The 26,410-nt window shown below is 69.8% G+C and carries 25 protein-coding genes and 1 tRNA gene; 13 read left to right on the top strand and 13 right to left on the bottom strand.

The features are described 5' to 3' along the window. Window position 1: 1 nt before the first annotated feature. Together CYL12_RS03060 and CYL12_RS03055 are read right to left on the bottom strand one after the other, a co-directional pair. Complete coding sequence (locus CYL12_RS03060; protein WP_101845433.1) at window positions 2-595, bottom strand: CbiQ family ECF transporter T component; 594 nt, start codon at window positions 593-595, stop codon at window positions 2-4. Further along, window positions 592-1,308: an energy-coupling factor ABC transporter ATP-binding protein gene (locus CYL12_RS03055; RefSeq protein WP_101845430.1), complete on the bottom strand. Its 717-nt coding sequence runs from the start codon at window positions 1,306-1,308 to the stop codon at window positions 592-594. Before CYL12_RS03055 ends, CYL12_RS03060 begins: the two co-directional genes overlap by 4 nt. A gap of 50 nt (window positions 1,309-1,358) precedes the next feature. Here CYL12_RS03055 and CYL12_RS03050 point away from each other — a divergent pair, with 50 nt between their 5' ends. Continuing rightward, complete coding sequence (locus CYL12_RS03050) at window positions 1,359-1,943, top strand: TetR family transcriptional regulator (RefSeq protein ID WP_101845428.1); 585 nt, start codon at window positions 1,359-1,361, stop codon at window positions 1,941-1,943. Here CYL12_RS03050 and CYL12_RS03045 read toward each other — a convergent pair. From CYL12_RS03045 to sufB, 7 genes are all read right to left on the bottom strand, one after another. Further along, window positions 1,906-3,276: an MFS transporter gene (locus tag CYL12_RS03045; RefSeq protein ID WP_101845426.1), complete on the bottom strand. Its 1,371-nt coding sequence runs from the start codon at window positions 3,274-3,276 to the stop codon at window positions 1,906-1,908. The two genes, CYL12_RS03050 and CYL12_RS03045, sit on opposite strands and share 38 nt — an antisense overlap. After that, entirely contained in the window at window positions 3,273-4,427 is a 1,155-nt protein-coding gene (locus CYL12_RS03040) for a MalY/PatB family protein (RefSeq protein WP_101845423.1), read from the bottom strand. Before CYL12_RS03040 ends, CYL12_RS03045 begins: the two co-directional genes overlap by 4 nt. A gap of 99 nt (window positions 4,428-4,526) precedes the next feature. Next, on the bottom strand, window positions 4,527-4,856 hold the full coding sequence (locus CYL12_RS03035; RefSeq protein WP_017202280.1) for a metal-sulfur cluster assembly factor: 330 nt from the start codon (window positions 4,854-4,856) through the stop codon (window positions 4,527-4,529). Window positions 4,857-4,865: 9 nt separating this feature from the next. Beyond that, window positions 4,866-5,636, bottom strand: a complete 771-nt coding sequence (sufC, locus tag CYL12_RS03030; RefSeq protein ID WP_101845421.1) for a Fe-S cluster assembly ATPase SufC — start codon at window positions 5,634-5,636, stop codon at window positions 4,866-4,868. 3 nt (window positions 5,637-5,639) lie between these two features. Then, a complete protein-coding gene (locus CYL12_RS03025) occupies window positions 5,640-5,966 on the bottom strand; it encodes a non-heme iron oxygenase ferredoxin subunit (protein ID WP_025103649.1) in 327 nt (108 codons plus the stop codon). Next, entirely contained in the window at window positions 5,963-7,168 is a 1,206-nt protein-coding gene (sufD, locus tag CYL12_RS03020; RefSeq protein ID WP_101845419.1) for a Fe-S cluster assembly protein SufD, read from the bottom strand. The genes CYL12_RS03025 and sufD overlap by 4 nt, the downstream gene beginning before the upstream one ends. Next, window positions 7,169-8,587 (bottom strand): Fe-S cluster assembly protein SufB, encoded by a 1,419-nt coding sequence (sufB, locus tag CYL12_RS03015; protein WP_025103651.1) that lies wholly within the window; start codon window positions 8,585-8,587, stop codon window positions 7,169-7,171. Window positions 8,588-8,819: 232 nt separating this feature from the next. Here sufB and CYL12_RS03010 point away from each other — a divergent pair, with 232 nt between their 5' ends. Beyond that, window positions 8,820-9,941: a COX15/CtaA family protein gene (locus CYL12_RS03010; protein WP_101845417.1), complete on the top strand. Its 1,122-nt coding sequence runs from the start codon at window positions 8,820-8,822 to the stop codon at window positions 9,939-9,941. A gap of 67 nt (window positions 9,942-10,008) precedes the next feature. Beyond that, complete coding sequence (locus tag CYL12_RS17395; protein WP_233486825.1) at window positions 10,009-10,494, top strand: hypothetical protein; 486 nt, start codon at window positions 10,009-10,011, stop codon at window positions 10,492-10,494. On the opposite strand, the gene CYL12_RS03000 is transcribed toward CYL12_RS17395, so the two are convergent. Next, the gene (locus CYL12_RS03000; protein WP_101845415.1) at window positions 10,440-11,345 is read right to left on the bottom strand and encodes a heme o synthase; all 906 of its coding nucleotides are present in this window, start codon (window positions 11,343-11,345) and stop codon (window positions 10,440-10,442) included. The two genes, CYL12_RS17395 and CYL12_RS03000, sit on opposite strands and share 55 nt — an antisense overlap. Window positions 11,346-11,593: 248 nt before the next feature. Between CYL12_RS03000 and tkt the strand changes: the two genes are divergently transcribed. Genes tkt through pgl form a run of 6 tightly spaced genes read left to right on the top strand, consistent with a single transcriptional unit; the run spans window position 11,594 to window position 19,691 of the window. Then, entirely contained in the window at window positions 11,594-13,690 is a 2,097-nt protein-coding gene (gene tkt / locus CYL12_RS02995; protein ID WP_101848646.1) for a transketolase, read from the top strand. Next, entirely contained in the window at window positions 13,687-14,799 is a 1,113-nt protein-coding gene (gene tal, locus CYL12_RS02990) for a transaldolase (protein ID WP_101845413.1), read from the top strand. Before tkt ends, tal begins: the two co-directional genes overlap by 4 nt. Next, window positions 14,796-16,403: a glucose-6-phosphate isomerase gene (locus CYL12_RS02985; protein WP_101845410.1), complete on the top strand. Its 1,608-nt coding sequence runs from the start codon at window positions 14,796-14,798 to the stop codon at window positions 16,401-16,403. Before tal ends, CYL12_RS02985 begins: the two co-directional genes overlap by 4 nt. Before the next feature lie 20 nt (window positions 16,404-16,423). Further along, complete coding sequence (gene zwf / locus CYL12_RS02980; protein WP_025103658.1) at window positions 16,424-17,974, top strand: glucose-6-phosphate dehydrogenase; 1,551 nt, start codon at window positions 16,424-16,426, stop codon at window positions 17,972-17,974. Then, complete coding sequence (locus tag CYL12_RS02975; RefSeq protein ID WP_101845408.1) at window positions 17,971-18,906, top strand: glucose-6-phosphate dehydrogenase assembly protein OpcA; 936 nt, start codon at window positions 17,971-17,973, stop codon at window positions 18,904-18,906. The genes zwf and CYL12_RS02975 overlap by 4 nt, the downstream gene beginning before the upstream one ends. A gap of 5 nt (window positions 18,907-18,911) precedes the next feature. Further along, window positions 18,912-19,691: a 6-phosphogluconolactonase gene (pgl, locus tag CYL12_RS02970; RefSeq protein WP_199399180.1), complete on the top strand. Its 780-nt coding sequence runs from the start codon at window positions 18,912-18,914 to the stop codon at window positions 19,689-19,691. On the opposite strand, the gene CYL12_RS02965 is transcribed toward pgl, so the two are convergent. Further along, complete coding sequence (locus CYL12_RS02965) at window positions 19,685-20,725, bottom strand: DMT family transporter (RefSeq protein WP_101845404.1); 1,041 nt, start codon at window positions 20,723-20,725, stop codon at window positions 19,685-19,687. The genes pgl and CYL12_RS02965 overlap by 7 nt on opposite strands. Before the next feature lie 61 nt (window positions 20,726-20,786). On the opposite strand from CYL12_RS02965, the gene def reads away from it, so the two are divergent. Together def and CYL12_RS02955 are read left to right on the top strand one after the other, a co-directional pair. Continuing rightward, window positions 20,787-21,353 carry a peptide deformylase gene (def, locus tag CYL12_RS02960; RefSeq protein ID WP_101845402.1) on the top strand — a complete coding sequence of 189 codons (567 nt, stop codon included), beginning with the start codon at window positions 20,787-20,789 and terminating at the stop codon, window positions 21,351-21,353. A 116-nt stretch (window positions 21,354-21,469) separates the two neighbouring features. Continuing rightward, complete coding sequence (locus CYL12_RS02955; protein ID WP_101845400.1) at window positions 21,470-21,985, top strand: septum formation family protein; 516 nt, start codon at window positions 21,470-21,472, stop codon at window positions 21,983-21,985. Window positions 21,986-22,048: 63 nt separating this feature from the next. Here CYL12_RS02955 and CYL12_RS02950 read toward each other — a convergent pair whose 3' ends face one another. Continuing rightward, window positions 22,049-23,440 carry a PucR family transcriptional regulator gene (locus CYL12_RS02950; RefSeq protein ID WP_233486824.1) on the bottom strand — a complete coding sequence of 464 codons (1,392 nt, stop codon included), beginning with the start codon at window positions 23,438-23,440 and terminating at the stop codon, window positions 22,049-22,051. A 135-nt stretch (window positions 23,441-23,575) separates the two neighbouring features. Between CYL12_RS02950 and CYL12_RS02945 the strand changes: the two genes are divergently transcribed. Continuing rightward, window positions 23,576-24,673, top strand: a complete 1,098-nt coding sequence (locus tag CYL12_RS02945; RefSeq protein ID WP_025103665.1) for an alcohol dehydrogenase catalytic domain-containing protein — start codon at window positions 23,576-23,578, stop codon at window positions 24,671-24,673. Between the two features lie 46 nt (window positions 24,674-24,719). Further along, window positions 24,720-26,156, top strand: coding sequence for an APC family permease (locus CYL12_RS02940; RefSeq protein ID WP_101845396.1), 1,437 nt, complete (start codon window positions 24,720-24,722; stop codon window positions 26,154-26,156). A 115-nt stretch (window positions 26,157-26,271) separates the two neighbouring features. On the opposite strand, the gene CYL12_RS02935 is transcribed toward CYL12_RS02940, so the two are convergent. Next, window positions 26,272-26,347 (bottom strand) — tRNA-Asn (locus CYL12_RS02935). Between the last annotated feature and the right edge of the window lie 63 nt (window positions 26,348-26,410).

The raw sequence follows: 26,410 nt of genomic DNA, 5'->3' as shown, positions 1-26,410 counted from the left end.
GTCAGGCGACCCCGCGGGCGGCGAGGGCATCGCCGACCTGATCCGCGTGGCGCAGCGTCATGACGAGCAGCGGCACCACGCCCCGCACGCCCAGTCGTACCCCTCGGGCCCGTTCCGCGTCCCGCACCCGCTGCGCGAAGCCCGCCACGACGGGCACCATCGTCAGCGTGAGCGAGACCGCCATCGACACCGCTTCCGGTTCCACCCCGAACCGGCGCAGCGGACCCAGGAGACGCTGCAGCACTGCCAGGAGGTCGGACATGCGCGTGGTCGACGTGAGCAGCGCAGCGAGGAGGAGCAGGGCGGCGACCCGCCCTGTGCTCACCCAGGCAGCGGCGGGAGACACGAAGACGGTGAGGGCGATCGCCAGCACCAGCAGGATCGCGCGGAGCCGCCACAGCTCGGCGCCGGCGGCGGTGAGCGGCACGCCCCCGATCGGGTAGAGCGCGAGCACGGCAAGGAGGCAGACGGCGATGCTGACCGGGTCCTGCGGGGGAAGCGTCAGTGCGAGCGCAGCGACCGCGAGGGCCGCCAGCTTCGGGCCGGCCGGTACCCGATGGAGGAACCCCGCACCGACGACAGGAGGTGCGATCATCCGCACAGCCGCCGGTAGCGGGCGATGACGGCGTCCGGCTGTCCCTGCGCGACGACCCGTCCGCCATCGAACAGAACGGCGGTGTCGCAGCGCGCGGCGAGCTCGAGATCGTGGGTGACGATCAGGACCTGCGCCTCTTGCGACAGCAGCAGGTTCCCGATCCGCCGCGCATTGCGCAGGTCGAGGAGCGTGGTCGGCTCGTCCGCCACGATGAGCGCCGGCTCGGCGAGGAGGACGGCCGCGAGAGCCAGCATCTGCTTCTGCCCTCCGGAGAGGGACGACGCCGGCAGATCGGCGTGGTCGCTGAGACCGTGCCGCGCCAGGGTCTCGTGTACGCGGGCGGCGACCTCCTCGCGGGGCCGTCCTCGGAGGGAGAGGGCGAGGTCCTCGGCCGGGGTCGGCATCAGGATCTGAGCGTCGGGATCGGTGAAGACGAATCCCACTCGCCGGCGCACCGCGGTCAGGTGTCGGCCGACGTCCAGGCCGTGGACGGTGACCGTGCCCGCGGTCGGCGCCACGAGGCCGTTCAGCAGCCGCGCGAACGTCGACTTCCCCGAGCCGTTCTCTCCGATCACGGCGATGCGCGGTGCGGTGAGCTCCAGCGTCACGTCGTCGAGCAGCACCCGATCGTCGACCGTCACGCGCACGCCCTGGACGCGCACCGTTCCCGGCTCCGCGATCGTGGCCGTCGCCTCCCGCTGCCACCAGCGCATGCACCCTCCTGAACACCGTTCACCTGAACGCCGTTCACTATAGTGGGGGCATGAGTCCCGAGACGAATCCCGCCCGTCACGACCGGGAGAGCGTCGCGCGGACCGCCCTCGCGCTTCTCGATGAGGTGGGGCTGGCCGACCTTTCGATGAGGCGCATCGCGGCCCGGCTCGACGTGCAGCCCAGCGCTCTCTACTGGCACGTGGCGAACAAGCAGGAACTCCTCGCCGACCTCGCCGATCGGATCACCGCGACCGTCCCGGACGGAGCGGAGGGAGTGCTCGCGACCGCCCGCGCGCTCCGCGACGCCCTCTTCGCCTACCGGGACGGCGCCGAGCTCGTCCTCAGCACGTACGCGCTGCAGCTCGGCTCCGCGCATGCCCGCGACGCCCTGGTCGCCGCCCTCCACGCGGAGGGGGCCACGGACGCCGAGGACCGCGGGGCGGCGATCCTGCACTTCGTGCTCGGCCACGCCACCCTCGTGCAGCAGCGGATGCACGCCGACAGCCATGGCGCACTCCCGGCCTCCGGCGAGGTCGATGTCACCGCCGGCCTGGACCGGGTGTTCGACCTCGGCGTGATCGCCCTGGCCGGCGACCTCAGCGCACCGATGACTCCGCGGCGTGCCCGAGCCTGAGCCCGGGGATCACCGCGAGCAGCACCAGCCCGATACCGAGGACGAACACGACTGCGAATGCGTCCGCGCCGCCGCCGAGTGTCGCCACGGCCAGTCCTGCCAGGGCGATCGCGACCGCCGAACCCGTCGCATCCGAGATCGAGAGCGCCGAGGAGTTGAATCCCTGGTTCGTCTCGTCGGAATAGGCGAGCGTCAGCACGGTGAGCCGCGGATACAGCAGCCCCATCCCACCCCCGGCGAACGCCCATCCGACGATCACGAGGACCGGGGAGACATCGAACGCGGCCGCGGCCAGGACGCAGAGCATCGCGACCAGCAGTGCGCCCATGCTGAGGGCGGTGATGCGGTGGTTGCCGAGACGCTCGCCGTAGCGGCCCTGCGCCCCGGAAGCACCGGCCCACGCGAAGGCCGCCAGCATCAGCGCGACCCCGGCCCAGGTGGCGGAGAAGTCGAACTTCCGCATCAGCAGGTACGGGATGTAGGCCTCCGCGGCGAAGAACGCCCCGGCCGCCACGCCGCGCATGAGTACGACGCTGGGAAGCCCGGCGCCGGCGCGGAGCGTCCGTCGTGGCAGGAGCGGCAGCACGACGACTCCGATCGCGAGCACGGCCCCCAGCGCCACCGGCCAGCCGATCGCCGGATCGAGCTCGGCGGACAGTCCGATCACCACCGCGAGAACAGCCACGACGACGGCGAGCGAGAGGCGGGTGAGCAGCGCACGACGGTCCTGCGGCTCCCCGCGGCCGAGGTCGACACCGCGCAAGCGGATCGCGATCATCACGAACGCGATCGCCGTCAGGACCGCCACGCCCAGGAACGCCCACCGCCAGTCGAGGTACTCCGCCACTGCTCCCGCGAGGAAGGGGCCGATCATCGACGGCACCACCCAGGCGGCCGCGAAGGCCGCGAACACCCGCCCGTGCAGGTGCGGCGGGTACAGCCGGGCGACCACGACATACAGCGCGACGGTCTGACCACCCGCGCCGAGTCCCTGCACCAGGCGTCCGATCAGGAACTGGGGCATCGTCGTCGCGAACCCGGAGATCAGCAGACCCAGGATGAACAGGGTGACGGCGGCGTACAGCGCGCCCCGCGGACCACGCGCGTCCGACCAGGACCCCGCCGCGACCATCCCGATCACACTGGTCGCGAGCGTGCCGGCGAAGGCGACGGCGTACAGTGACTGCCCGTCCAAGGCGTCGCTGACGATCGGCATGACCGTCGTCACCGCCAGGGCCTCGATCGCGGCGAGGAAGATCAGGGCGACGGCGCCCAGGGTCACCCAGACCCTGCTGCGGTCCCAGATCGTGGCGGCGGGCTGCGCCCCCGTCATCGCTCGACGAGCGCGGCGATGCGCTCGATCGCCTCGGTGAGGATCTCGGGGCTCGTGCCGAAGTTCAGCCGTACGTGCCCGGCCCCTTCCTCCCCGAAGGCCGGGCCGAAGTGCAGTGCGACCTTCGCCTCACGGAGGATCCGCCGGGCGGGGTTGTCGCCCCAGCCGAGGGCGGAGAGGTCGATCCAGGCGAGGTATCCCGCGTCGGGAATCCGGTAGCGCGCCGCGGGGAGATGACGTGCGAGCAGGTCCTCGAGCAGGACGCGGTTCTCGTCGAGCGTGTACAGGAGGCCGTCGAGCCAGGCATCGCTCTCCTCGGAGAACGCAGCGACGGCGGCGAGCAGACCGAACTGCCCCGTCCGCCACTCCACCTCGACCGGCAGGTCGCGAACGACCCCGGCCGTGTCCTCAGCGGCGGTGACCATGAGCGCGCACTTCAACCCCGCGAGGTTGAACGCCTTGCTCGCGCTGACGACGGCGTAGCCGACCCGAGCCGCCGCGTCGCTCGCGGCGAGGAACGGCGTGAAGCCCGCGCCGGGCTGGGCGAGCGGCGCATGGATCTCGTCCGAGACGATCGTCGCGCCGTACTCGTCAGCCAGCTCAGCCAGCGCGGACAGCGTCTCCCGATCGTGCACGGTGCCGGTCGGGTTGTGCGGGTTGCAGAGCAGCATCGCCGTCGCGCCGTCCTCGAAGGCGGCGCGGATCCCGTCGAGGTCGAGCTCCCACCGGGTCCCCGTGTCACGCAGCGGGACGCGCTGCACCTCGGCACCGGCCTCGGCGACGAGGTCGTAGAAGGGCGGGTAGACCGGCGGCGTGACGATGACGCCTTCCCCCGGCTGTGTGACACGGCGGAGGATCTCCACGATGCCCATGCTCACGTCCGCCGTGCTGCGCATCCGCCCCGGGTCGGGACGCCAGCCGAAGCGACGCTCCGCGAAATCCGCGTACGCCTCCGCGAGCGGTGTCCGCGACGCGATGTACCCCGTGTCCCCGAGATCCAGTGCGCGCTGCAGAGCAGCGGTGATGGTCGGAGCGAGCGGAAAGTCCATCTCCGCCACGAAGAGCGGCAGCACGTCCTCGGGATACTCCCGCCACTTCTCACTGGTCCGCTCGCGCAGCTCCGACAGGGGCAGGGCCTTGACCGACAGCATTCGTCCTCCCGGGATTCTCTTTCCGCACCGCTGCGGAGACGGCGAAGCGGGCGTGCCCGGCACGCCCGCTTCGACTGGTGGTCAGGTGACCGGAGCCGGTCAGATCGCGAAGCCGAGCGCGCGCATCATGTCGCGCCCGTCATCCGTGATCCGCTCGGGGCCCCACGGCGGCATCCACACCCAGTTGATGCGGAAGCGGTCCACGACGTTGTCGAGGGCCTGCGCCGTCTGGTCTTCGAGGACGTCCGTGAGCGGGCAGCCCGCGCTGGTCAGCGTCATGTGGATGACGAGAGCGTCGTTCTCGTCATCCCAGGCGAGGTCGTAGATGAGTCCGAGGTCGACGACGTTGATCCCGAGCTCAGGATCCATCACGTCCTTGAGGGCCTCGGTGACCGCGTCGTACTTCTCGTCCGTCAGGGTCGCTGTCATGCGATCAGCCTACGCCTCGATGGGAGCGGAGGGGTCGAGGAACCGGTCGTAGCCCTCGTTCTCCAGACGGTCGGCGAGCTCGGGTCCGCCCTCCTCGACGATCTTGCCCGCGACGACCACGTGCACGAAGTCCGGACGGATGTAGCGGAGGATCCGGGTGTAGTGCGTGATGAGCAGCACACCGAGACCGGTGGACTCCTTCGCGCGGTTGACACCCTCGGAGACGATCTTCAGCGCGTCCACGTCGAGGCCGGAGTCGGTCTCGTCGAGCACGGCGAACTTCGGCTTGAGCACCTCGAGCTGGAGGATCTCGTGGCGCTTCTTCTCGCCGCCCGAGAAGCCCTCGTTGACGTTGCGCTGCGCGAACTTCGGGTCCATGCGGAGGTTCGCCATGGACTCCTTGACGTCCTTGGTCCACTGGCGGATCGACGGCGCCTCGCCGTCGAGCGCGGTCTTCGCGGTGCGCAGGAAGTTCGTCACGGTCACGCCGGGGATCTCGACCGGGTACTGCATGGCGAGGAACAGACCGGCGCGGGCCCGCTCGTCGACGCTCATCGCCAGGACGTCCTCACCATCGAAGGTGATGGAGCCGGAGGTGACCGTGTACTTCGGGTGGCCGGCGATCGTGTAGGCCAGGGTGGACTTGCCGGAGCCGTTGGGGCCCATGATGGCGTGGGTCTCACCGGTGTTCATGGTGAGGGTGATTCCGTTGAGGATCGGGGTGGTCCCCGCCTCGGTCTCGACCGTCACATGCAGGTCGCGGATCTCGAGAACAGACATTCTTCAGACTTCCTTCGTCACAGCGGGATCGATGAGCACGTCGTCGCCGTCGATCTCGACGACGTAGACCGGGACGGGCTCATATGCGGGGAGATTCTGGGGCTTGCCGGTGATCAGGGAGAAGGCCGAGCCATGAGCCCAGCACTCCACCGTGTCGCCTTCCACGAAGCCCTCGGACAGCGAGATGTCGCCGTGGGTGCAGGTGTCGCCGATGGCGTGGATGACACCCTCGCCGTCCTTGATGACCGTGATCGGCACACCGTCCGGCTCGACGCGCAGCGGCGTGTCCTGCTCCAGCTCGGAGACGCCGCAGACGCGCTGCGCGGTCACGCGTCCACCTCGGCGAGCTCGGCCTCGATGGCGGCCAGCAGCTCCGACTCCAGGTCGGGGATGCCGAGGCGCAGCACGATGTCGGTGAGGAAGCCGAGCACCACCAGGCGGCGGGCCTCGTCCTCCGGGATGCCGCGAGCCTGGAGATAGAAGAGCTGCTCGTCGTCGAAGCGGCCGGTGGCACTCGCGTGCCCGGCGCCGACGATGTCGCCCGTCTCGATCTCGAGGTTCGGGATGGAGTCGGCGCGCGCGCCCTCCGTCAGCACCAGGTTGCGGTTCGCCTCGTAGGAGTCGGTGCCGGTGGCGTCCGCCCCGATCAGCACGTCGCCGATCCACACGCTGTGGGCGCTCTCCCCCTGCAGCGCGCCCTTGTAGAGCACGTCGCCGGTCGTGTGCGCGCCCTTGTGGTGCAGGTACACCTGGCTCTCGAGGTGCTGACCGGAGTCGGCGTAGGACAGCCCGTACAGGTAGCCCTCGGAGCCGGCACCGGCGAGCTCGACGCTCGGGTTCACGCGCACCACGCCGCCGCCGAAGCTCACGACGAAGTGCTTGAGCGTGGCGTCCGCCGCGACCCGCGCCTGGTGGGCGGCCGCGTGCACCGCGTCGTCGTCCCACTGCTGCACGGAGACGACGGTGAGCTTCGCTCCGTCGCGGACGATGATCTCGACGTTCTGGGCGTACTGCGCCGAACCCTTGTGCTGCAGCACCACGGTGGCGGCGCTGTGCTCGAGGGCCTCGATCACGATGTGGGCGTCCGCCCGGCGGTCGGCTCCGGTGCCCGTGAGGGACACGAAGACCGGCGCTGCGACCTCCTCCTCGCGCGGGATGCGGATGTGCAGCGCCTCGGCGGCGCCCTGCCACGCGACGGCGGCCGTGATGTCCTCGGCGAGGAAGACCTCGCCGCGCGGAGCGGTTCCGGCCGTAAGAGGTGCGGCGAGGTACTGCTCACCGGACGTGAAGGAGTACTGCACGCCCTCCTCGCCTTCCGCGGTGCGGAACAGCGGCGTGAGCGCGGCGACCGGCGTGTGCTTCCAGTTCACCTCGCGACCGGTCGGCGCGCCGAAGTCGTCCGGATCGAACGAGTGCGGCCGCTCCGAGCGGGTCTGCACGGGGACGAATCCGGCGTCCGCCACCTGGGCGGCCGGGTCGATGTGCGCGTTCGTGTGCTGCGCCTCGCTGGGCGCTGTCGTCGAGGCCGCCATTTAGCCGACCGATCCTTCCATGCCCATCTCGATGAGCTTGTTCAGTTCCATCGCGTACTCCATCGGCAGCTCCCGCGCGATCGGCTCGATGAAGCCGCGCACGATCATCGCCATCGCCTCGTCCTCAGGCATGCCGCGGGACTGCAGGTAGAAGAGCTGCTCCTCGCTGACCTTGGAGACCGTGGCCTCGTGGCCGAGCTGGACGTCGTCGACGCGGATGTCGATCGCCGGGTAGGTGTCGGAGCGGGACTTCGTGTCCACGAGCAGCGCGTCGCAGCGGACGGTGTTGGCGGAGTGGTGTGCAGCGGCGTCGACACGGACCTCGCCGCGGTAGCCGGCACGACCACCGCCACGCGCGATCGACTTCGAGACGATCGAGGACTGCGTGTAGGGCGCCATGTGGATCATCTTCGCGCCGGCGTCCTGGTGCTGACCGGGACCGGCGAAGGCCACCGACAGCGTCTCGCCCTTCGCGTGCTCGCCCATCAGGTAGATCGACGGGTACTTCATCGTCACCTTGGAGCCGATGTTGCCGTCGACCCACTCCATGGTCGCGCCCTCGTGCGCCACGGCACGCTTGGTGACCAGGTTGTAGACGTTGTTCGACCAGTTCTGGATCGTCGTGTAGCGCACGCGGGCGTTCTTCTTCACGATGATCTCGACGACGGCGGAGTGCAGGGAGTCCGACTTGTAGATCGGAGCCGTGCAGCCCTCGATGTAGTGGACGTAGCTGTCCTCGTCGGCGATGATCAGGGTCCGCTCGAACTGGCCCATGTTCTCGGTGTTGATCCGGAAGTAGGCCTGCAGCGGGATCTCCACGTGCACGCCCTTGGGGACGTAGACGAACGAGCCACCCGACCAGACGGCCGTGTTCAGCGCGGCGAACTTGTTGTCGCCCGCCGGGATGACGGTGCCGAAGTACTCCTCGAAGAACTCGGGGTGCTCGCGCAGCGCCGTGTCCGTGTCCATGAAGATGACGCCCTGGGCCTCCAGGTCCTCGCGGATCTGGTGGTACACGACCTCGGACTCGTACTGCGCGGCGACACCGGCGACGAGACGCTGACGCTCGGCCTCGGGGATGCCCAGGCGCTCGTACGTCTCGCGGATCTCCTCGGGGAGGTCTTCCCAGCTCTGCGCCTGCTTCTCCGTGGAGCGGACGAAGTACTTGATGTTGTCGAAGTCGATGTCGCTGAGGTCGGCACCCCAGGTCGGCATCGGCTTGCGGCCGAAGAGCTGATAGCCCTTGAGACGGGTCTTCAGCATCCACTCCGGCTCGTTCTTGAGAGCCGAGATCCCGCGGACGACCTCTTCCGAGATCCCGCGTTTCGCGACGGCACCCGCGGCATCCTCATCGTGCCAGCCGAATTCGTACACCCCCAGACCATCGAGCTCCGGGCGGTCGATCAGCACATCCGACATGCAACACTCTCCTCACAGGTCCCAAACGGTGTCATCCGCCCCGACACACCTGATCCCCGTCGAGTCTGCGGGAGCGGGTGCCGTTGGTGGGGCCCTCATCACGGGCGCTTCCATCGCGCCTAAACTGTTGACGATGCTTCAGCGCTGTCAGCGCTCATCGCAACAATCCGATTCTACAGGTTCCGCCTGACGGACGGGCCGTGCGCCACGTCTTCGACGGGCCGGAGGACTTATGCCCGAGACGACCATCCCCGCCCGTTCGACGACCAGGGCGACGGCCTCCCCCCGCTCCGCGGTGTGGGGTCGTGCGCTCACCGTCTTCGCGTGGCTGTCGTTCCTCAGCGAGACGATCATCATCGGCACCGGCGGCGCCGTGCGGCTCACCGGCTCCGGCCTCGGCTGCACCGAGTGGCCGCTGTGCACGCCGGAGTCCCTGGTGCCGATCGTCGAGGTGCAGGGCATCCACGGGATGATCGAGTTCGGCAACCGGCTGATGACCGGCGTGGTCGGGATCATCGCAATCGCCGTCGTCCTGCTCGTCCTGCACACCATCAGCGGCCGCCGGGCGCTCATCAACGCCCTGTGGTTCGCGGTCGGCGGCCTGGCCGGGGCGGCGGTCGCCTTCGCCCTGGTCTCGCTCACCGACTTCCCTGCTTTCCCCGTCGCGTCCGCCGTGCTCCTGGTCGCGGTGATCGCGGCTGCGGTCCACTCGGTGCGCACGACGCCCGCCCGGCGGGATCTCGTCCTTCTCGCCTGGCTCGTGCTGATCGGCGTGGTCGCGCAGGCTCTGGTCGGCGGCATCACGGTGCTCACGGGTCTGAACCCGTTCATCGTCGGGTTCCACTACACGTCGTCGCTCCTGCTCGTCTGCATCACCGCGGCGTTCCTCGTGCGGCTGGCGACGCCGGACGGGCCGCGCGAGCGCGCCGTACCGACCTGGTTCGCGATCGTGACGCACGTCACCGGCCTCGCCCTGGCCGTGACGATCCTGTTCGGCGTGCTGACGACCGGATCGGGACCGCACTCGGGCGACGCCGACGTGCTGCGCCGCGGCTTCGACGCCACGGTCCTCGCCCACGTCCACTCCTGGCCGGGCTACATCCTCGCTGCGCTCGTGCTCTTCCTGACGGTGTCCGCCTGGGTCCTGCGCCTCGAGCCCCGCCGGTGGCTGCTCGTCCTCGTCATCGCGATCCTCGTGCAGGTGGCCGTCGGCGTCTGGCAGGCGAGAGAGGGACTGCCGCCCGTGCTCGTGGGCATCCACATGGTCCTGGCATCGCTGTCGGCCGCGACCTACACGGTCGTCGTGCTGCACCTCAAGCGCACCGCGTCCGTCGTACCGGCGACGGCCGACTGACCACCGCACAGTGAATCCATAGCGCCCGCATCGGGGGCTCATCATCGCGTCGGCCATCGTGGTCGGCATGAACAAGACACTCACCCGCAGCGCCGGCTTCTGGCTCCTCATCGTCATCTCGCTTGCCGCGACCGCGGTCGGCGGCTGGCTGATCGCCGGACAGATCGGCACCATGACCACGACCCTGATGGACGGCACCGCGACCGGCGTCGAGGTGTACGTCGGTCAGTCGCTCGTCGTCGTCGGCGCGGTCGTCCTCGGCGCGGGCCTGGTGGGCCTGCTCCTGTCGCTCGGCCTCGCCGCCGCGCGCACGCTGGTTACCATCCCCGTCACCGCCGCGCGGATCGGCGAGCAGGAGACGTCGATCATCGAGGAGGAGACGGTCGAGACGGTCTCAGTCCCGCGCGAGGAGCCCGCTCTCCCGACGGCCGCCGCAGAGTTCGCAGAGCCGCAGGTCGATGCGGAGCCGGCGTCCGCGGAGCCCCAGACCGACGAGGATCAGAAGGGCAGCAGCGGGTCGATGGCGACCGCGACGAACAGCAGCGTCAGGTAGGTGATCGAGGCGTGGAAGACCCGCATCGGCCGCGCCTCGGTCCCCCGGACCGCCTGGTTGTACAGGCGGTGCGACTCGTAGATGAACCAGCCGCCGAACACCAGGGCGGAGACGGTGTAGACGAGGCCCATGCCGGCGATCGGCACCAGCAACAGGGAGCAGGCGACCGTGGCCCACGCGTACAGGATGACCTGCAGGCCGACCTGGGACGCGTTGCGGGTGACGCCGAGCATGGGCACGTCGACGTCGTCGTAGTCGTCCTTGTACTTCATCGACAGAGGCCAGTAGTGCGGCGGCGTCCAAAGGAAGACGAGCAGGAAGAGGATGAAGGCCGGCCAGTCGAGCGACCCGGTGACGGCGGACCAGCCGATCAGCACCGGGAAGCACCCGGCGATGCCGCCCCAGATGATGTTCTGCTCGGTGCGGCGCTTGAGGATCATCGTGTAGATCACGACGTAGAAGAAGATCGCGGAAGCCGAGAGGATCGCCGTGAGCGGGTTCGTGGTGAACCAGAGCCACACGGTGGAGAGGATCGCGAGCGTCCAGGAGAAGATCAGGGCGCCGCGCGGGCTGACCTCGCCGGTCACGAGCGGCCGGTTCTCCGTGCGATGCATGTGCGCGTCGATGTCGCGGTCGAGGTACATGTTGAACGCACCCGCGGAACCCGCGCTCATCGATCCGCCGATGACGGTCGCGAGGACCAGCCAGAGATCGGGCAGTCCGCCCTGCGCGAGGAACATGACCGGAACGGTCGAGACGAGGAGGAGTTCGAGGACTCGGGGCTTCGTCAGAGTGACGTAAGCGCTCACCGTGCGACCGATGGACGACTTCCGTACGGTCTGATCAGACATCGTCGAGATCTCGATCGCCTCCTCCGCGCGCGTTACCGGACAACCTCTCCAGTGTATGACACGCCGTGACGCGTTCCGTGCCTTCCGGCCCCCTGCCGGGAGGACCGTCCCCGCTATGCTGAGAGCACTCGCGCGCCCGGTGCTGCGCACAACCCGCCCGTCTCCTCGACGATGCGGGATGCGCTAGGGAAGTTGCGGATGCGCCAGGGAATACGGGCGCCCTCGAAACTGTCGGAAAGGGCATGAACGTGTCGGAATTGCAGTGGGACGAGATCGATCGACGCGCGGTGGACACCGCCCGGATCCTGGCGGCCGATGCGGTCGAAAAGGTCGGCAACGGTCATCCCGGCACGGCGATGAGCCTGGCCCCCGCCGCGTATCTGCTCTACCAGCGCGTCCTGCGGCATGACCCGACCGACACCGACTGGCTCGGCCGCGACCGCTTCATCCTCTCGGTCGGCCACTCGTCGCTGACGCAGTACGTGCAGCTCTACCTCGGCGGGTTCGGTCTCGAGCTCGACGACCTCAAGGCCCTCCGCACCTGGGGCTCGAAGACCCCTGGCCACCCCGAGTACGGCCACACCAAGGGCGTGGAGATCACCACCGGCCCGCTCGGCCAGGGTCTCGCCTCCGCGGTGGGCTTCGCGTACGCCGCTCGCTACGAGCGCGGTCTCTTCGACCCGGACGCCGCAGCGGGCACGAGCCCGTTCGACCACTTCGTCTACGTGATCGCGGGCGACGGCGACCTGCAGGAGGGCGTCACCAGCGAGGCCTCCTCGCTCGCCGGCCACCAGCAGCTCGGCAACCTCATCGCGATCTACGACTCCAACCAGATCTCGATCGAGGACGACACGAACGTCGCCTTCACGGAGGACGTCGCCGCGCGCTACGAGGCCTACGGCTGGCACGTGCAGACCGTGGACTGGAAGAAGACCGGCGAGTACGTCGAGGACGTCGCCGAGCTCCACGCCGCGATCGAGGCGGCCAAGGGCGAGACCGACAAGCCGTCGCTCATCATCCTCAAGACGATCATCGGCTGGCCGGCCCCCGGCAAGCAGAACACCGGCAAGATCCACGGCTCCGCGCTCGGCGCCGACGAGCTCGCGGCCACCAAGAAGGTGCTCGGCTTCGACCCGGAGCAGAGCTTCGTCGTCGCCGACGACGTGATCGCCCGCACCCGCGGCCTCGCGGAGCGTGCCGCCGAGGCCCGCGCCGCCTGGCAGGAGTCTTTCGACGCCTGGGCGGCCGCCAACCCGGAGCGCAAGGCTCTGCTGGACCGCGTCGAGGCCCACGAGCTCCCCGACGACATCGCTGACGCCCTCCCGGTCTTCGAGGCCGGCAAGGACGTCTCCACCCGCGCCGCGTCCGGTCAGGTCATCAACGCGCTGGCCGCGCAGCTGCCCGAGCTCTGGGGCGGCTCCGCCGACCTCGCCGAGTCGAACCTCACGACGATCAAGGACGCGCCGTCCTTCATCCCCGCCGAGTGGTCGACGCACGAGTGGTCGGGCACGCCGTACGGCCGCGTGCTGCACTTCGGCATCCGCGAGCACGCGATGGGCGCGATCGTGAACGGCATCGTCCTGCACGGGCCCACCCGCGCCTTCGGCGGCACGTTCCTCATCTTCAGCGACTACATGCGTCCGGCCGTGCGCCTGGCCGCGCTGATGAACGTGCCGAGCGTCTTCGTCTGGACGCACGACTCCGTCGCTCTCGGCGAGGACGGTCCGACGCACCAGCCGATCGAGCAGCTCGCGACGCTGCGCGCGATCCCGAACCTGGCCGTCGTCCGCCCGGCCGATGCGAACGAGACCGCCGCCGTGTGGCTCGAGATCCTCCGGCGCCACGAGGGTCCGGCGGGCATCACGCTGACCCGCCAGAACATCCCGGTGTTCCCGCGCGGCGAGGGCGACGCCGCGGGCGACACGTTCGCCTCCGCCGCCCAGGCCGCCAAGGGCGCCTACGTGCTCGCCGAGGCCCCCGGGGGCTCGCCGGACGTCATCATCATCGCGACCGGCTCCGAGGTGCAGCTCGCGGTGAACGCCCGCGAGCTCCTCGCGGGCGAGGGCGTGAACGTCCGCGTCGTCTCCGCTCCGTCGCTGGAGTGGTTCGCCGAGCAGGATGAGGCGTACCGCGAGAGCGTCCTGCCGTCGTCCGTCACCGCCCGCGTCTCGGTCGAGGCCGGTTCCGTGCTCACGTGGCGCGGCATCGTCGGCGACCGCGGCCGCTCGGTCGGCATCGACCATTTCGGCGCCTCCGCCGACTACAAGACCCTCTTCGAGAAGTTCGGCATCACCACCGAGGCCGTCGTCGCGGCCGCCCGCGAGACCATCAAGGAGAACGCATGAGCACCCCCACCGCCCAGCTCGCCGCCGCCGGCGTCAGCATCTGGCTCGACGACCTCTCGCGCACCCGCATCTCCTCCGGCAACCTCGCCGAGCTGATCGCGTCGCGCAACGTCGTGGGCGTCACCACGAACCCGACCATCTTCGCGAACGCGATCACCGACAAGAACGACACGTCCTACGACGCGCAGGTCTCCGAGCTCGCCGCGTCCGGGTCCTCCGCCGAGGACGCCGTGTTCGCCGCGACGACCCAGGACGTCCGGGCCGCGCTCGATGTCTTCCGCCCGGTGTGGGAGGAGTCCGGACACGTCGACGGCCGCGTCTCGATCGAGGTCTCCCCCGACCTCGCGCACGACACCGACGGCACCGTGGCGCAGGCCAAGGAGCTGTGGAAGACCATCGACCGCCCCAACCTCCTGGTCAAGATCCCGGCCACGAAGGCGGGCCTCCCTGCGATCACCGAGGCGATCGCGAACGGCATCAGCGTCAACGTGACCCTCATCTTCAGCCTGGAGCGCTACGCCGAGGTCATCGACGCCTACCTGACCGGCCTGGAGCGCGCGCACAGCGGCGATTTCGACCTGTCGAGCATCCACTCGGTCGCCTCGTTCTTCGTCTCCCGGGTCGACACCGAGACGGACAAGCGACTGTCGGCGATCGGCACCCCCGAGGCTGAGGCCCTCAAGAGCAAGGCCGGTCTCGCCAACGCGCGCCTGGCGTACGAGCTCTTCGAGCAGAAGTTCGCCGAGAAGCGCGCGCAGGACCTCCTCAAGCTCGGCGCGAACCTCCAGCGTCCGCTGTGGGCGTCCACCGGCGTGAAGGACCCGGCCCTGCCGGACACCCTCTACGTCACCGAGCTCGTCGCGGACGGCGTCGTCAACACGATGCCCGAGAAGACCCTGGAGGCGACGTTCGACCACGCCGTCGTCACGGGAGACACCATCACCGGCGGCTACGAGGAGGCCCGCGAGGTCTTCGCCGGCCTCGCCGAGGTGGGCGTCGACTTCGACGCTGTCACCGAGGTGCTCGAGGAGGAGGGAGTCGCGAAGTTCATCGACTCCTGGCACGATCTGCTCGCTCAGGTGACCGAGGCTCTGGAGGCCCAGCGATGACGTTCGCCATCCACGCGACCGGCGCGGCCCGCGCCGCGATCGACGAGACGGTTCCCGCGCTGGTGCACGACCTCGTCGCTTCCCGCATCACCGGCGGCGACGCGACGCTCTGGGGTCCGGCAGCCGAGGCCGAGGCCGCTGTCCGCCTGGGCTGGGTCGAGGCCGTGTCGATCTCCCGCCCGCTCGTCGCCGAGATCGTCGCGCTGCGCGACGAACTCGCGGCGAAGGGTGTCACGCGCGTCGTGCTCGCCGGCATGGGCGGGTCCTCGCTCGCCCCCGAGGTCATCGCGCAGACTTCCGGGGTCTCGCTCACCATCCTCGACTCCACTGCGCCGGGACAGGTGCTCGCCGCCCTCGATGCCGGCCTCGCCGACACCGTCCTCGTCGTGTCCTCGAAGTCGGGCTCCACGGTCGAGACGGACTCGCAGCGCCGGACGTTCGAGGCCGCCTTCCGCGACCTCGGGATCGACCCCACCGAGCGGATCGTCGTCGTCACGGACCCGGGTTCCCCGCTCGACGCCTCGGCGCGCGAAGCCGGCTACCGGGTCTTCAACGCCGACCCGAACGTGGGAGGCCGCTATTCGGCGCTCACCGCCTTCGGACTGGTCCCCTCGGGCCTCGCCGGCGTCGACATCTCCGAACTGCTGGACGAGGCCGAGGCCTCGCTGCTCGAGGTCGCGGTGGACTCCGCCGACAACCCGGCGCTCCGCCTCGGCGCAGCGATCGCCGCCACCAGCCCCCGTCGAGACAAGCTCGGCCTGATCACCGACGGCACGCACATCAAGGGGCTGCCGGACTGGATCGAGCAGCTCATCGCCGAGTCCACGGGCAAGGAGGGCACCGGCATCCTCCCGGTCGTCCTGCTCCCGGTCTCGCCGGAGCTCGACCCCGTCCCCGCCGATCTCCAGATCGTGCGCCTCGTCGACGACGCCGACGAGTTCCACCTGCACGAACGGCACGAGGGTGAGATCCTCGTCAGCGGCACGCTCGGCGCGCAGTTCATCGTCTGGGAGTACGCGACGGCGATCGCCGGGCACCTCCTCGGCATCAACCCGTTCGACCAGCCCGACGTCGAGTCGGCCAAGGTCGCCGCACGGGGTCTTCTCGACGCCCGCCCGGAGCCGACGGCGCCCGCCTTCGTCGAGAACGGCGTCGAGGTCCGGGTCTCCGACCCCGCCCTCGCCGTGTCCGGCACGGTCGAGGGCGTGCTGGACGCGCTCTGGGCCCAACTCCCCGCCGACGGCTACGTATCCATCCAGGCCTACGTCAACCGCCTCGAGGTGCCGCAGCTCCAGGGTCTGCGCGAGCTCGTCGCCGCCGACTCCGGACGTCCGACGACCTTCGGTTGGGGTCCGCGCTTCCTGCACTCCACCGGCCAGTACCACAAGGGTGGACCCGCCCAGGGCGTGTTCCTGCAGATCCTGGAGCGCACGGATGTGGATCTCGAGATCCCGGACCGCCCGTTCACCTTCGGGCAGCTCATCCAGGCGCAGGCGGCCGGCGACGCGGGTGTGCTCGCGGAGCACGGACGGCCGGTCGTCTCTCTGACGATCACCGAGTCCTCGGACGACGTGCTCGCCCTCTTCGAAGCCGCACAGAAGTAATCGCAGGAGAGCCCCCACCGATGTCTGTACCCATCTCGCGCGGGCACAACCCGCTGCGCGACCCCGACGACCGTCGTCTCAACCGAATCGCGGGTCCCAGTGCCCTCGTGATCTTCGGCGTGACCGGCGACCTGTCCCGCAAGAAGCTCATGCCGGCGGTCTACGACCTCGCGAACCGAGGGCTCCTGCCCCCGGGCTTCGCGCTCGTCGGGTTCGCCCGCCGCGACTGGGAGGACCAGGACTTCGCCCAGGTCGTCTACGACGCGGTGAAGCAGCATGCCCGCACGCCGTTCCGCGAGGAGACCTGGACGCAGCTGCTTCAGGGCATCCGGTTCGTCTCCGGCGAGTTCGACAACCCCGACTCCTTCCGCAAGCTGCGGGAGACCGTCGAGAAGCTCGACGTGGAACGCGGGACCATGGGCAACCACGCCTACTACCTCTCGATCCCGCCGAAGGACTTCCCGCTCGTCGCGAAGCAGCTCAAGGACTCGGGCCTCGTGGGCGAGGACGCGGACGACGACGAGCGCTGGCGGCGCGTCGTCATCGAGAAGCCGTTCGGGCACGATCTGGAGTCGGCCCGCGCTCTCAACGCCGCCCTCGAGGTCGCGTTCCCCGCTGACTCGATCTTCCGCATCGACCACTACCTCGGCAAGGAGACGGTGCAGAACATTCTCGCGCTCCGCTTCGCCAACGAGCTGTACGAGCCGATCTGGAACCGCAACTACGTCGACCACGTGCAGATCACGATGGCCGAGGACATCGGCGTCGGCGGTCGTGCCGGTTACTACGACGGGATCGGCGCCGCTCGCGACGTCATCCAGAACCACCTGCTCCAGCTCCTCGCGCTCACGGCGATGGAGGAGCCCATCAGCCTCTCCGCCGAGCACCTGCGGGCGGAGAAGGAGAAGGTCCTGGCGGCCGTGCACGTACCGGAAGATCTCTCCCTCGCCACGGCCCGCGGGCAGTACGCCGGCGGTTGGCAGGGCGGCGAGAAGGTCACCGGCTTCCTCGACGAGGAGGGGATGAACCCCGAGTCGACGACCGAGACCTACGCGGCCATCAAGCTGGAGATCGACACGCGGCGCTGGGCCGGCGTGCCGTTCTATCTGCGGACAGGCAAACGCCTCGGCCGCCGCGTCACGGAGATCGCCGTGGTGTTCAACCGGGCCCCGCAGCACCTGTTCGGGCGCGGCAATGCCTCGGAGCTCGGTCAGAACGCGCTCGTGATCCGTGTCCAGCCCGACGAGGGCGTGACGATCCGCTTCGGCTCCAAGGTGCCGGGCAACGGCACGAACGTCCGCGACGTGACGATGGACTTCGGCTACGGCCACGCCTTCACGGAGGCGAGCCCCGAGGCGTACGAGCGTCTGATCCTCGACGTCCTCCTGGGCGACCCGCCGCTGTTCCCGCGGCACGAGGAGGTCGAGCTCTCCTGGAAGATCCTCGACCCCGTGGAGAAGTACTGGGCCGCCCAGGGCGGTCCGGTGGAGCAGTACGCGCCCGGCTCGTGGGGACCGGCCTCGGCCGACGACCTGCTGGCCCGCGACGGACGAGTCTGGAGACGCCCGTGATCATCGACCTTCCCGACACGACCGTCAGCCAGGTCGCCAAGCAGCTCGTCAAGGTGCGGGAGGAGGGCGGCGCCGTCGCCCTCGGCCGCGTCCTGACCCTTGTCATCTCCGCTCGCAAGGGGGTCGCTGAAGCCGCGATCGACGCCGCGAACGACGCCTCGCGCGAGCACCCGATGCGCGTGATCGTGCTGACCACCGGCGACGGTGAGTCTCGTCTCGACGCGCAGATCCGCGTGGGGGGCGACGCCGGCGCGAGCGAGGTCGTCGTGCTGCACGCGCATGGCGACGCCGCGAGCAATGAGGAGAGCCTGCTCACCGGCCTCCTCCTTCCCGACGCCCCGGTGGTGGCGTGGTGGCCCGACGAGGCCCCGACGTCTCCGGCGACATCTCCCCTCGGCCGCATCGCCCAGCGCCGTATCACCGACGCCGCCACGTCACCTGACGTGCGGGATCGGCTCGCTCTCCTGGGTCGCACGCACGCCCCGGGCGATACCGACCTCGCCTGGACACGCCTCACGCACTGGCGCGAGCAGCTCGCTGCCGTGCTGGACCAGCCGCCCTACGAGACCATCACCGCCGTGGAGGTCCGCGGTGCGAGCGCCTCGCCGTCCACCGCTCTGCTCGCCGCGTGGCTGCAGATGGCGCTCGACGTGCCGGTCCAGTGGTCGTACGAAGACCCGGAGCACTGGCAGGAGGGCATCAAATCGGTGCGCCTCACCCGCGAGTCCGGCGACATCCTGCTCGAGCGGCCGTCCCCCGGCGTGGCCGTGCTCACGCAGCCGAATCAGCCCGATCACGATCTCCACCTGCCGCGGCGGACGCTGCGCGAGTGCCTCGCGGAGGAGCTGCGCCGGCTGGACCCCGACGTCCTGTACGGTCGAGTGATCACGGAGGGCTGGGAGAAGCTCGGTCCGCCCGAGACAGGAGAGTGACGTCGATGCCGGGATCGTCCGCAGAGAAGCGGGTCGTGGTCGAATCCACCCCGACCACCCTCGCCCTCCGGGTCGCCGATCGCTTCCTCACCCGCGTCCGCGCGCGCACGCGCAACGGCCGCCTCGCCCACATCGCCCTGACGGGCGGCTCGATGGGCGGTGCGGTCCTGCGCGCGGTGCGGGAGAATCCCCGGTCCGCGGAGATCGACTGGTCGCTCGTCCACTTCTGGTGGGGTGACGAGCGGTACGTGCCGCGAGACGACGCGGACCGCAATGCCCTCCAGTCCCGGGAGGCGCTGCTCGACCACATCGACCTCCCCGCCGAGAACGTGCACGAGGTCGCCGCGTCGGACAGCGGACTCGACCTCGACGAGGCCGCCGCGGCGTACGCTGCCGAGCTCGCCCGCTTCGGCTCCGACGACCACCCGTGGCCATCGTTCGCGGTGTGCTTTCTCGGCGTGGGTCCCGATGGGCACATCGCGTCGCTGTTCCCGGATCGCGACGAGGTCACCGTGACCGACGCCGCGGCGCTCCCGGTTCGAGACTCCCCCAAGCCGCCGCCCGAGCGGGTGACCCTCACACGCCCGGTGCTCAACGCGTCGAAGCGGGTGTGGCTGGTCCTCACCGGCGCCGACAAGGCGTCAGCGCTCGGGCTTGCTCTGGCCGGTGCGAGCTACACGAGTGTTCCGGCAGCAGGGGCGAAGGGGCGCAAGCGGACGGTCTTCTTCGTCGACGAGGCGGCGGCGTCCGAGGTCTCGCCCGACCTCATCGACCAGGCTTACTGAGCGTCCGGGTCGCGCGTCTCCCGCGCGTCCGGCTGTTCCGGCGCGCCGGCTGACGGCGTGGCAGGCGGAGCCACGGGGTCGCTTCCCCGCGTGATACCGAGGTCCTGGCTCTCGCTGAGGACCTGCGGGTGGAAACGGGCGAGCCCGACGACGCCCCAGACGGCGATGCCGCCGGCGACCCCGAAGATGATGAACACCCACCAGGGCGCGGCCGCGGCCTCGCCGAGGACGAGCATGCCGATGAGCACGGCCACCATGGGGTCGACCACGGTGAGGCCGGCGATGACGAGGTCGGGCGGGCCGGAGCTGTAGGCGGTCTGCACGAAGTACGCGCCCACAGCCCCGGCGGAGAGCAGCGCAAGCAGACAGACCGCCGTGATCCACTCGAACTGCCCCGCCTCGATGCGCTTGATGATCACCTTCGCGAGGGTCGCGACGAAGCCGTAGAGGATGCCGGCGCCGATGATGTAGAACAGCGCCCGCATCCGATGCCGGAGGATCAGCCAGCACGCCCCGAGCACGATGATCACGACGAGCAGGATCGCGAGGATGACGAACAGCTCCCGGTCCGTGACCTCTTTCTCCGTCGCGTAGATCGCGGCGAAGAACACGAAGAGGAAGATGCCGCCGACGCAGGCGATGATCGCGGTGAGGGATTGCCTCGTGGGGGCGTGCCCGGAGATACGAGCGTTGAGGAGCGTCGTGATGACCAGGGCGATCGCGCCGAGGGGCTGCACCACGATGAGCGGCGCTTTGACGAGGGCCGCGAGCTGACAGACGATCGCGAGGCCGAGCATGAGCGTCCCGACCACCCACGACGGCCGCGTGAAGAGCCGCTTGAGTTGATCGAAGCTGAGCCCCGCGGCGCCGTCGGAGCCGCTGAGTCGCTCGACCTTCTCCACGCCGCGGTGCTGGTACTGCGCCCCGAGTGACATGAAGACCGCGCCGGCGAGGGCCAACGGGATGCCCAGGAGCAGGCCCGGGTTCTGGAACGCTCCGACCAGCTGGTCACCGACGTCCTCGACCGTCCCCATCCACACCCCTGCGCTCACAGTACGACCCTACCCGGAGAGTGCCGCCGACTAGGGTTGTGACGTGGCTGTCCTTCCGATTCGCATCATGGGCGATCCCGTCCTGCACTCCCCTGCCTCCCCCGTCGAGGCGATCACCGACGAGATCCGCACCCTCGTCGCCGACATGTTCGAGACGATGGACGCGGCGCCCGGCGTCGGCCTCGCCGCCCCTCAGGTCGGCGTGCCGCTCCGGATCTACACGTACTCCTACGTCGACGACGACGACCGGCCCTGGCGCGGTGTGCTCATCAACCCCGAGCTGTGGATGACGCCTCCGGAGCCGGGGTCACCGGATCCCGAGCTGGAGTCCGAGGGCTGCCTGTCCTTCCCCGGCGAGCGGTTCCCGCTGCGCCGGTCCGACCGGGTGCGGGTCACGGCGACCGATCTGGACGGTGGGCCGATCTCGCTGGAGGTGGACGGCTGGCGCGCGCGCATCATGCAGCACGAGTTCGATCACCTCGACGGCGTGCTCTACATCGACCGTCTCTCCGACTCCGACTGGAAGACGACGCAGAAGATCGCCCGCAAACGGGGCTGGGGGCGCCCGGGGGCCAGCTGGCTCCCCGGCGTCGACGACCTCGAGGGCTGATCGCGTTCAGCCGGCGCACAGCATCCTTCAAGTTGCGTCATAGACTCCGGGCACTATAGCGTGTTCGCGGCGGGGATATTCAGCATGCCCCGCGTCACGCTCTGAAGGGGAATTCCATGATGAAGTCGCGCACCCGTCGCGCACTCGTGCTCACCGGTTCGGCCGTCGCCGTCTCGCTCGCCCTCACCGGCTGCAGCGCGATCAACAGCATCCTCGGCGGCGGTCGCGCCGACGCCGACCGCGACGAAGAGACCGGCCAGGTCACCGAGAGCGCGAACATCGACGTCTTCTCCGTGAAGCTCGGCGACTGCATGCTCGAGACCGGCTCCGGGATGCTCACCGACGCGAACGTCGTGCCGTGCTCCGAGCCGCACGACGAAGAGGTCTTCTACGAGATCAAGATGGACGACGGCGACTACTCCGAGGACGCCATCAGCACCGCCTCCGAGGAGTGCATCGGCGACGCGTACACCTCCTTCGTCGGCGTCTCCTACCAGGAGTCCGCCCTCGACGTCACCACGCTGACGCCCAGCCAGGAGTCGTGGGAGCAGGCCAACGACCGCGTGATCCAGTGCATCATCGTCGACCCGGCCGGCCAGGTCGAGGGGTCGCTCAAGGGCGCCGCGCGCTGATCCGACCGCGTCTTCACGAAGGGCTCCGCCATCCGGCGGGGCCCTTCGTCGTCAGCCAGGGACTCAGCCGTCGCCCGCGCGCAGGGCGAGCCACGCGGCGACGCGGTCGTCCGGATCGGACAGCGAGAGGCCGATGAGATCCTCGATCCGTCGGATGCGCGTCGTCAGCGTCTGTCGGTGGATGCGCAGTCGAGCCGCACTGTCGCTCCAGGCCCCGTTGCACGCGAGGAACACCCGGAGCGTGTCCCGGAGCTCGGCCGGCCGCTCCGTCGCTCGGAGCGGGTCGAGCAGGCGCGCGAGCCGGCCGGTCTGATCCGGGTCCAGCGCCCCGAGCACGAACGACACCGTCGGGATGGCCTCGTAGCGGACTACGCGTTCACCGCCAGAGCGCGCGGCCTCGCAGGCGTGCCGCGCCTCATCGATGGTGCGGGCGAGGGCATCCGTGCCCGCCGGTCGGCCGAGACCGAGATAGAGCGTCGACGCGAACGCTCGGGCGCGATGCGCGATCTGGTCGGCATGGTCCTCGCGCACGACGCCCTGCACGATTCCCCGCTGAGACGTGAAGACGTGCTCCGCTCCCAGCTCGTCGAGCCAGAGACCGAGCAGGTGCTCGACGTCGACCCCGCTGGTCCGGGACGCGAGGGCGAAGCCCACCAGCACGCGCTCGTGCACCCCCCAACGGCGGAGCAGACGAGTGGCATCCTCTCCTCCTTCGCGCAGGGTCTCGAACATCATGGAGCGGCCGAGGCGCTCCAGCTGGCTGCTGTCCCTCGTGCGCATCAAGAGGTCGAGCAGCGCGGCCGCCTGCGAACTCAGTTCCCGACCGCGGCCGGAGCTGTCGTTCCGCGGAGCGGTCACGAGCTGCGCACTGATGTCCTGACCGGGGCCGACCGGATGCACCTGGAGAGCGCGATGCCGCACGCGCACCGGCCTGCCGACGGCGACGGCGATCGCGTCGTCGATGTGCAGGCTCCCGGCGCCCGCCGTCGTGATGACCTCGCCGTGCCGGTCGAGGAGCACGGCCCACCCGTCGATGCGGTGCGCCAGCTCCGCGATGACGCCGGTGATGCCGCTGCGTCGCGCCGCGAGGGTGAGCACCCGCATCGCCGAGGTGATCGCCCGCGCCTCCGCCGCCTGATCGACCGCGAGAAGCGAGGTCAGGGTCGGGACCAGCAGCGGCGGCGACATCGGCACCCCGACGATCGCCGTGATCCCCGCATCTCTGACGGATTGGCGAAGACCGGGGCTGTCGTCGCTGGTGACCACCACCGCCTCCCCCAACGCCGCGCGTCGGTCATCCTCGACGCCGAGGATCGGGAACTCCTCCGCCGCGACGAGGGTCACGTGGAGCGGATCGACCGGCGGACCGAAGTCGGCGAGGGGTAGCACCGCATGGACGGGCCGCGCTCCGGGGACGGCGCCGGGCAGCAGTTCCGCCCGAAGATATCTGGCCACGGAGGCGACGTCACGAGCCACTCTCAGATCATACAGATTGTCGAAGAGTGTCCCCGCTCTTCACACTTCTGTCGGATGCCGAGAACTTCCCCTCTCTCCTAGCATCGTGCGCATCCCCACTTTCCGAAGGATGTCATGAAAGCTGTTGTCTTCCGCGACCCCCAGTCGCCCATCGAGTTCGTCGACGTCGACCTCGCCCCGCCCCGCGCCGGTGAGGTGCGCGTGCGCATCGCCGCTGCCGGCGTCTGCCACTCCGACCTGCACGTCAAGCGCGGCGAGTGGGACGCCGCCGCTCCCCTGGTCATGGGGCACGAGGGCTCCGGCGTCGTCACCGAACTCGGCGAGGGCGTCACCACGCTCGCCGTCGGCGACCACGTCGTGCTGAGCTGGGTGCCCCCGTGCGGCGAATGCCGCTACTGCCGCGCCGGCCACGAGGCCCGCTGTCAGAAGGTCGCCACCGTGGTCGCTCCTCTCGGCGTGCTGTTCGACGGCACGTCCCGCCTGAGCCGTGACGGCGAGCAGCTGCATCACTACCTCGGTGTCTCGTCGTTCGCGGAAGAGGTGGTCGTCCCCGCGTCCGGTGCCGTCAAGGTCCGCGACGATGCACCCCTCGACGTCATCGCCGTGGTCGGCTGCGCGGTCGCGACCGGTGTGGGCGCCGTACTGAACACCGCCGCGGTGGAACCGGGATCGACCGTCGCCGTCATCGGCTGCGGCGGCGTCGGGCTCAACGTCGTCCAGGGCGCCCGTCTCGCCGGTGCCGAGCGCATCGTCGCGATCGACGTGCGGCCGGAGAAGACGCAGATGGCTCTGCAGTTCGGGGCCACCGACCGCATCGACGCCTCCCAGGGCGACGCCGTGGCGCAGCTGCGGGAGCTCATCCCGGACGGCGTCGACTACGCCTTCGACGCGATCGGGCGCACCTCCACGACCGAGCAGTCCATCCAGATGCTCGGGCTCGGCGGTGCCGCGGTGATCGTCGGACTGCCGCCCACGGGCGCACGCGCCTCGTTCGAGCCGCTCGTCCTCGCCGAGGCCGACCAGCGGATCCTCGGCTCCAACTACGGCTCGGTGCGCCCGTCGATCGACGTCCCCGCGCTCGTCGACCGCTACATGGACGGGCAGCTCAAGATCGATCCGCTGATCTCCGGCCGTCGTCCGCTCTCCGAGGCCGCCGCCGCCCTGGACGACCTCGACGGCGGCTCGGCACTGCGCACCCTCCTCATCCCCTGACCGCCACGCGCGGCCCCCATCCCTGAAACCCGAATCCAGGAGACCCATGTCAGACACCGTCGTCGCCCCGCCTGGCGCCCCGCAGGATGCCGGTCTCCGCACCGGCGTCATGAGCGGACCCGAGCTCGCCGCCCAGGCCATCGCCAACATCGCCCCCAGCGCGGTCATCGCCTTCACCGCCGCCGCCATCTTCCTCGGTGCCGGGAACGGCACCATCTACGCCTTCGCCCTCGCCACGATCGTGATCCTGTGCGTCGGCTACTGCGTCGTGGTGTTCGCCCGCAAGCACGCCTCCGCGGGCTCGCTCTACACCTACGTGTCCAAGGGCCTCGGCCCGTTCGGCGCCTTCCTCGCCGGGGTCACACTGCTGATCGGCTGCTTCGGCATCGCGGCGGCCTCCCTCAGCGGCTCGGTCAGCTACATGGCGCAGTTCCTGAGCATGCTCGGCCTCCCGGCGCAGGGCCTCGGCTGGGACATCGGCCTTGCGGTCGTGCTCGGTGGGCTCGCCACGCTCTTCACGATCCGTGGTATCCGGCTCTCCGCGCGGGTCTCCCTCGTCCTCGAGCTGCTCTCGGTCGGCATCATCCTCGTGCTGCTCATCGCGGCGCTCGTGTGGGCGGGTCCCACCGCGTGGAACCCTGCGCAGGTGCTCGCGACCGGCTCCTCGTTCCAGGGCATCGCGTCCGGCATGGTGCTCGGCATCCTGGGCTTCGTGGGCTTCTCCTCCGCGGACGCCCTCGGGCGCGAGGCCAAGGAGCCGTACAAGGCGATCCCCCGCGCGATCATGTGGAGCGCCCTCGGCGTCGGCGTCCTCTACGTCTTCGCCGCCTACACGCAGATCGCGGTGCTCGGTGACGATCTCGCCACCGCCGCAAGCCCACTGGAGAGCATGTCCGCCCTCATCGGCATGCCGGGCTGGTTCGCCGCCGTGCTCACCTTCGGGGTGTCCGCGTCGTTCTTCGCGGTCGTCGTCGCTCCGCTCAACGTGATCGGACGCATCGTCTACGTGATGGGCAAGGAGGGTGTCGTCGCGGAGCGCTTCGGCCGCACGCACGAGCAGCACCTCACGCCGCACCGCGTGCTCATCCTCGCCGGCGCTGCGGCGATCACGGTCGACATCGTGCTGCTGGTGGCGGGAGCGGCGACGGGCGACATCCTCGTCTGGGTCAACACCTGGGGCACCTATGGCTACATGGTCGCCTACGCCCTCGTCGCCATCGCCTGCGTGGTCTACACGCAGCGGGCGAAGATGCGGAACGGCTTGGTCAAGGTGTGCGCGACTGTCGCCGTCGTGACGATGGCGTACGTCTTCTTCGCGAACGTGTGGCCCGTCCCGGCGTTCCCGTACAACGTGATCCCGTACGTATTCCTCGTGACTGTCGCCCTCGCGCTGACCCGGTACGCCTACCTCGCGCGTCGCCGCCCGGACGTGATCGCCCGGATCGGCAACACCGAGACGAGCGCCATGGAGGGCGTCGGCTGAACGACGCTCCCCGATGAGAAGAGCCCCTCCGCGTGGAGGGGCTCTTCTCCGTCCGGCGCCCGTGCGGCAGCCCGCCAACGACAAAAGCCCCCTCCGAAGAGGGGGCTTTTCTCGTTGGCTCCCCGGCTTGGACTCGAACCAAGAACCTGCCGGTTAACAGCCGGCTGCTCTGCCAATTGAGCTACCGAGGAATGTGCTCCGCGGTGCGGGCAACTCGTCAAGTTTAGCAAACTCCGGAGCCTGTTCGTGACACC

The sequence above is a fragment of the Zhihengliuella sp. ISTPL4 genome, assembly GCF_002848265.1.
In the GTDB taxonomy this organism is placed as follows: domain Bacteria; phylum Actinomycetota; class Actinomycetes; order Actinomycetales; family Microbacteriaceae; genus Microbacterium.
The sequence above is the reverse complement of the archived record's forward strand: the minus strand, read 5'-3'. Positions and strand labels throughout refer to the sequence as shown.

Coding starts and splice junctions, on each gene's coding strand:
- CYL12_RS17395 (WP_233486825.1), top strand. CDS start 10,009: ATGAACAAGACACTCACCCGCAGCGCCGGCTTCTGGCTCCTCATCGTC.
- sufB (WP_025103651.1), bottom strand. CDS start 8,587: ATGTCGGATGTGCTGATCGACCGCCCGGAGCTCGATGGTCTGGGGGTG.
- CYL12_RS03060 (WP_101845433.1), bottom strand. CDS start 595: ATGATCGCACCTCCTGTCGTCGGTGCGGGGTTCCTCCATCGGGTACCG.
- sufD (WP_101845419.1), bottom strand. CDS start 7,168: ATGGCGGCCTCGACGACAGCGCCCAGCGAGGCGCAGCACACGAACGCG.
- CYL12_RS03045 (WP_101845426.1), bottom strand. CDS start 3,276: ATGACGGGGGCGCAGCCCGCCGCCACGATCTGGGACCGCAGCAGGGTC.
- CYL12_RS02985 (WP_101845410.1), top strand. CDS start 14,796: ATGACGTTCGCCATCCACGCGACCGGCGCGGCCCGCGCCGCGATCGAC.
- CYL12_RS03010 (WP_101845417.1), top strand. CDS start 8,820: ATGCCCGAGACGACCATCCCCGCCCGTTCGACGACCAGGGCGACGGCC.
- tal (WP_101845413.1), top strand. CDS start 13,687: ATGAGCACCCCCACCGCCCAGCTCGCCGCCGCCGGCGTCAGCATCTGG.
- zwf (WP_025103658.1), top strand. CDS start 16,424: ATGTCTGTACCCATCTCGCGCGGGCACAACCCGCTGCGCGACCCCGAC.
- CYL12_RS03000 (WP_101845415.1), bottom strand. CDS start 11,345: ATGTCTGATCAGACCGTACGGAAGTCGTCCATCGGTCGCACGGTGAGC.
- CYL12_RS02940 (WP_101845396.1), top strand. CDS start 24,720: ATGTCAGACACCGTCGTCGCCCCGCCTGGCGCCCCGCAGGATGCCGGT.
- CYL12_RS02965 (WP_101845404.1), bottom strand. CDS start 20,725: ATGGGGACGGTCGAGGACGTCGGTGACCAGCTGGTCGGAGCGTTCCAG.
- CYL12_RS03035 (WP_017202280.1), bottom strand. CDS start 4,856: ATGACAGCGACCCTGACGGACGAGAAGTACGACGCGGTCACCGAGGCC.
- CYL12_RS03055 (WP_101845430.1), bottom strand. CDS start 1,308: ATGCGCTGGTGGCAGCGGGAGGCGACGGCCACGATCGCGGAGCCGGGA.
- sufC (WP_101845421.1), bottom strand. CDS start 5,636: ATGTCTGTTCTCGAGATCCGCGACCTGCATGTGACGGTCGAGACCGAG.
- CYL12_RS02955 (WP_101845400.1), top strand. CDS start 21,470: ATGATGAAGTCGCGCACCCGTCGCGCACTCGTGCTCACCGGTTCGGCC.
- pgl (WP_199399180.1), top strand. CDS start 18,912: ATGCCGGGATCGTCCGCAGAGAAGCGGGTCGTGGTCGAATCCACCCCG.
- CYL12_RS02945 (WP_025103665.1), top strand. CDS start 23,576: ATGAAAGCTGTTGTCTTCCGCGACCCCCAGTCGCCCATCGAGTTCGTC.
- CYL12_RS03050 (WP_101845428.1), top strand. CDS start 1,359: ATGAGTCCCGAGACGAATCCCGCCCGTCACGACCGGGAGAGCGTCGCG.
- CYL12_RS03040 (WP_101845423.1), bottom strand. CDS start 4,427: ATGCTGTCGGTCAAGGCCCTGCCCCTGTCGGAGCTGCGCGAGCGGACC.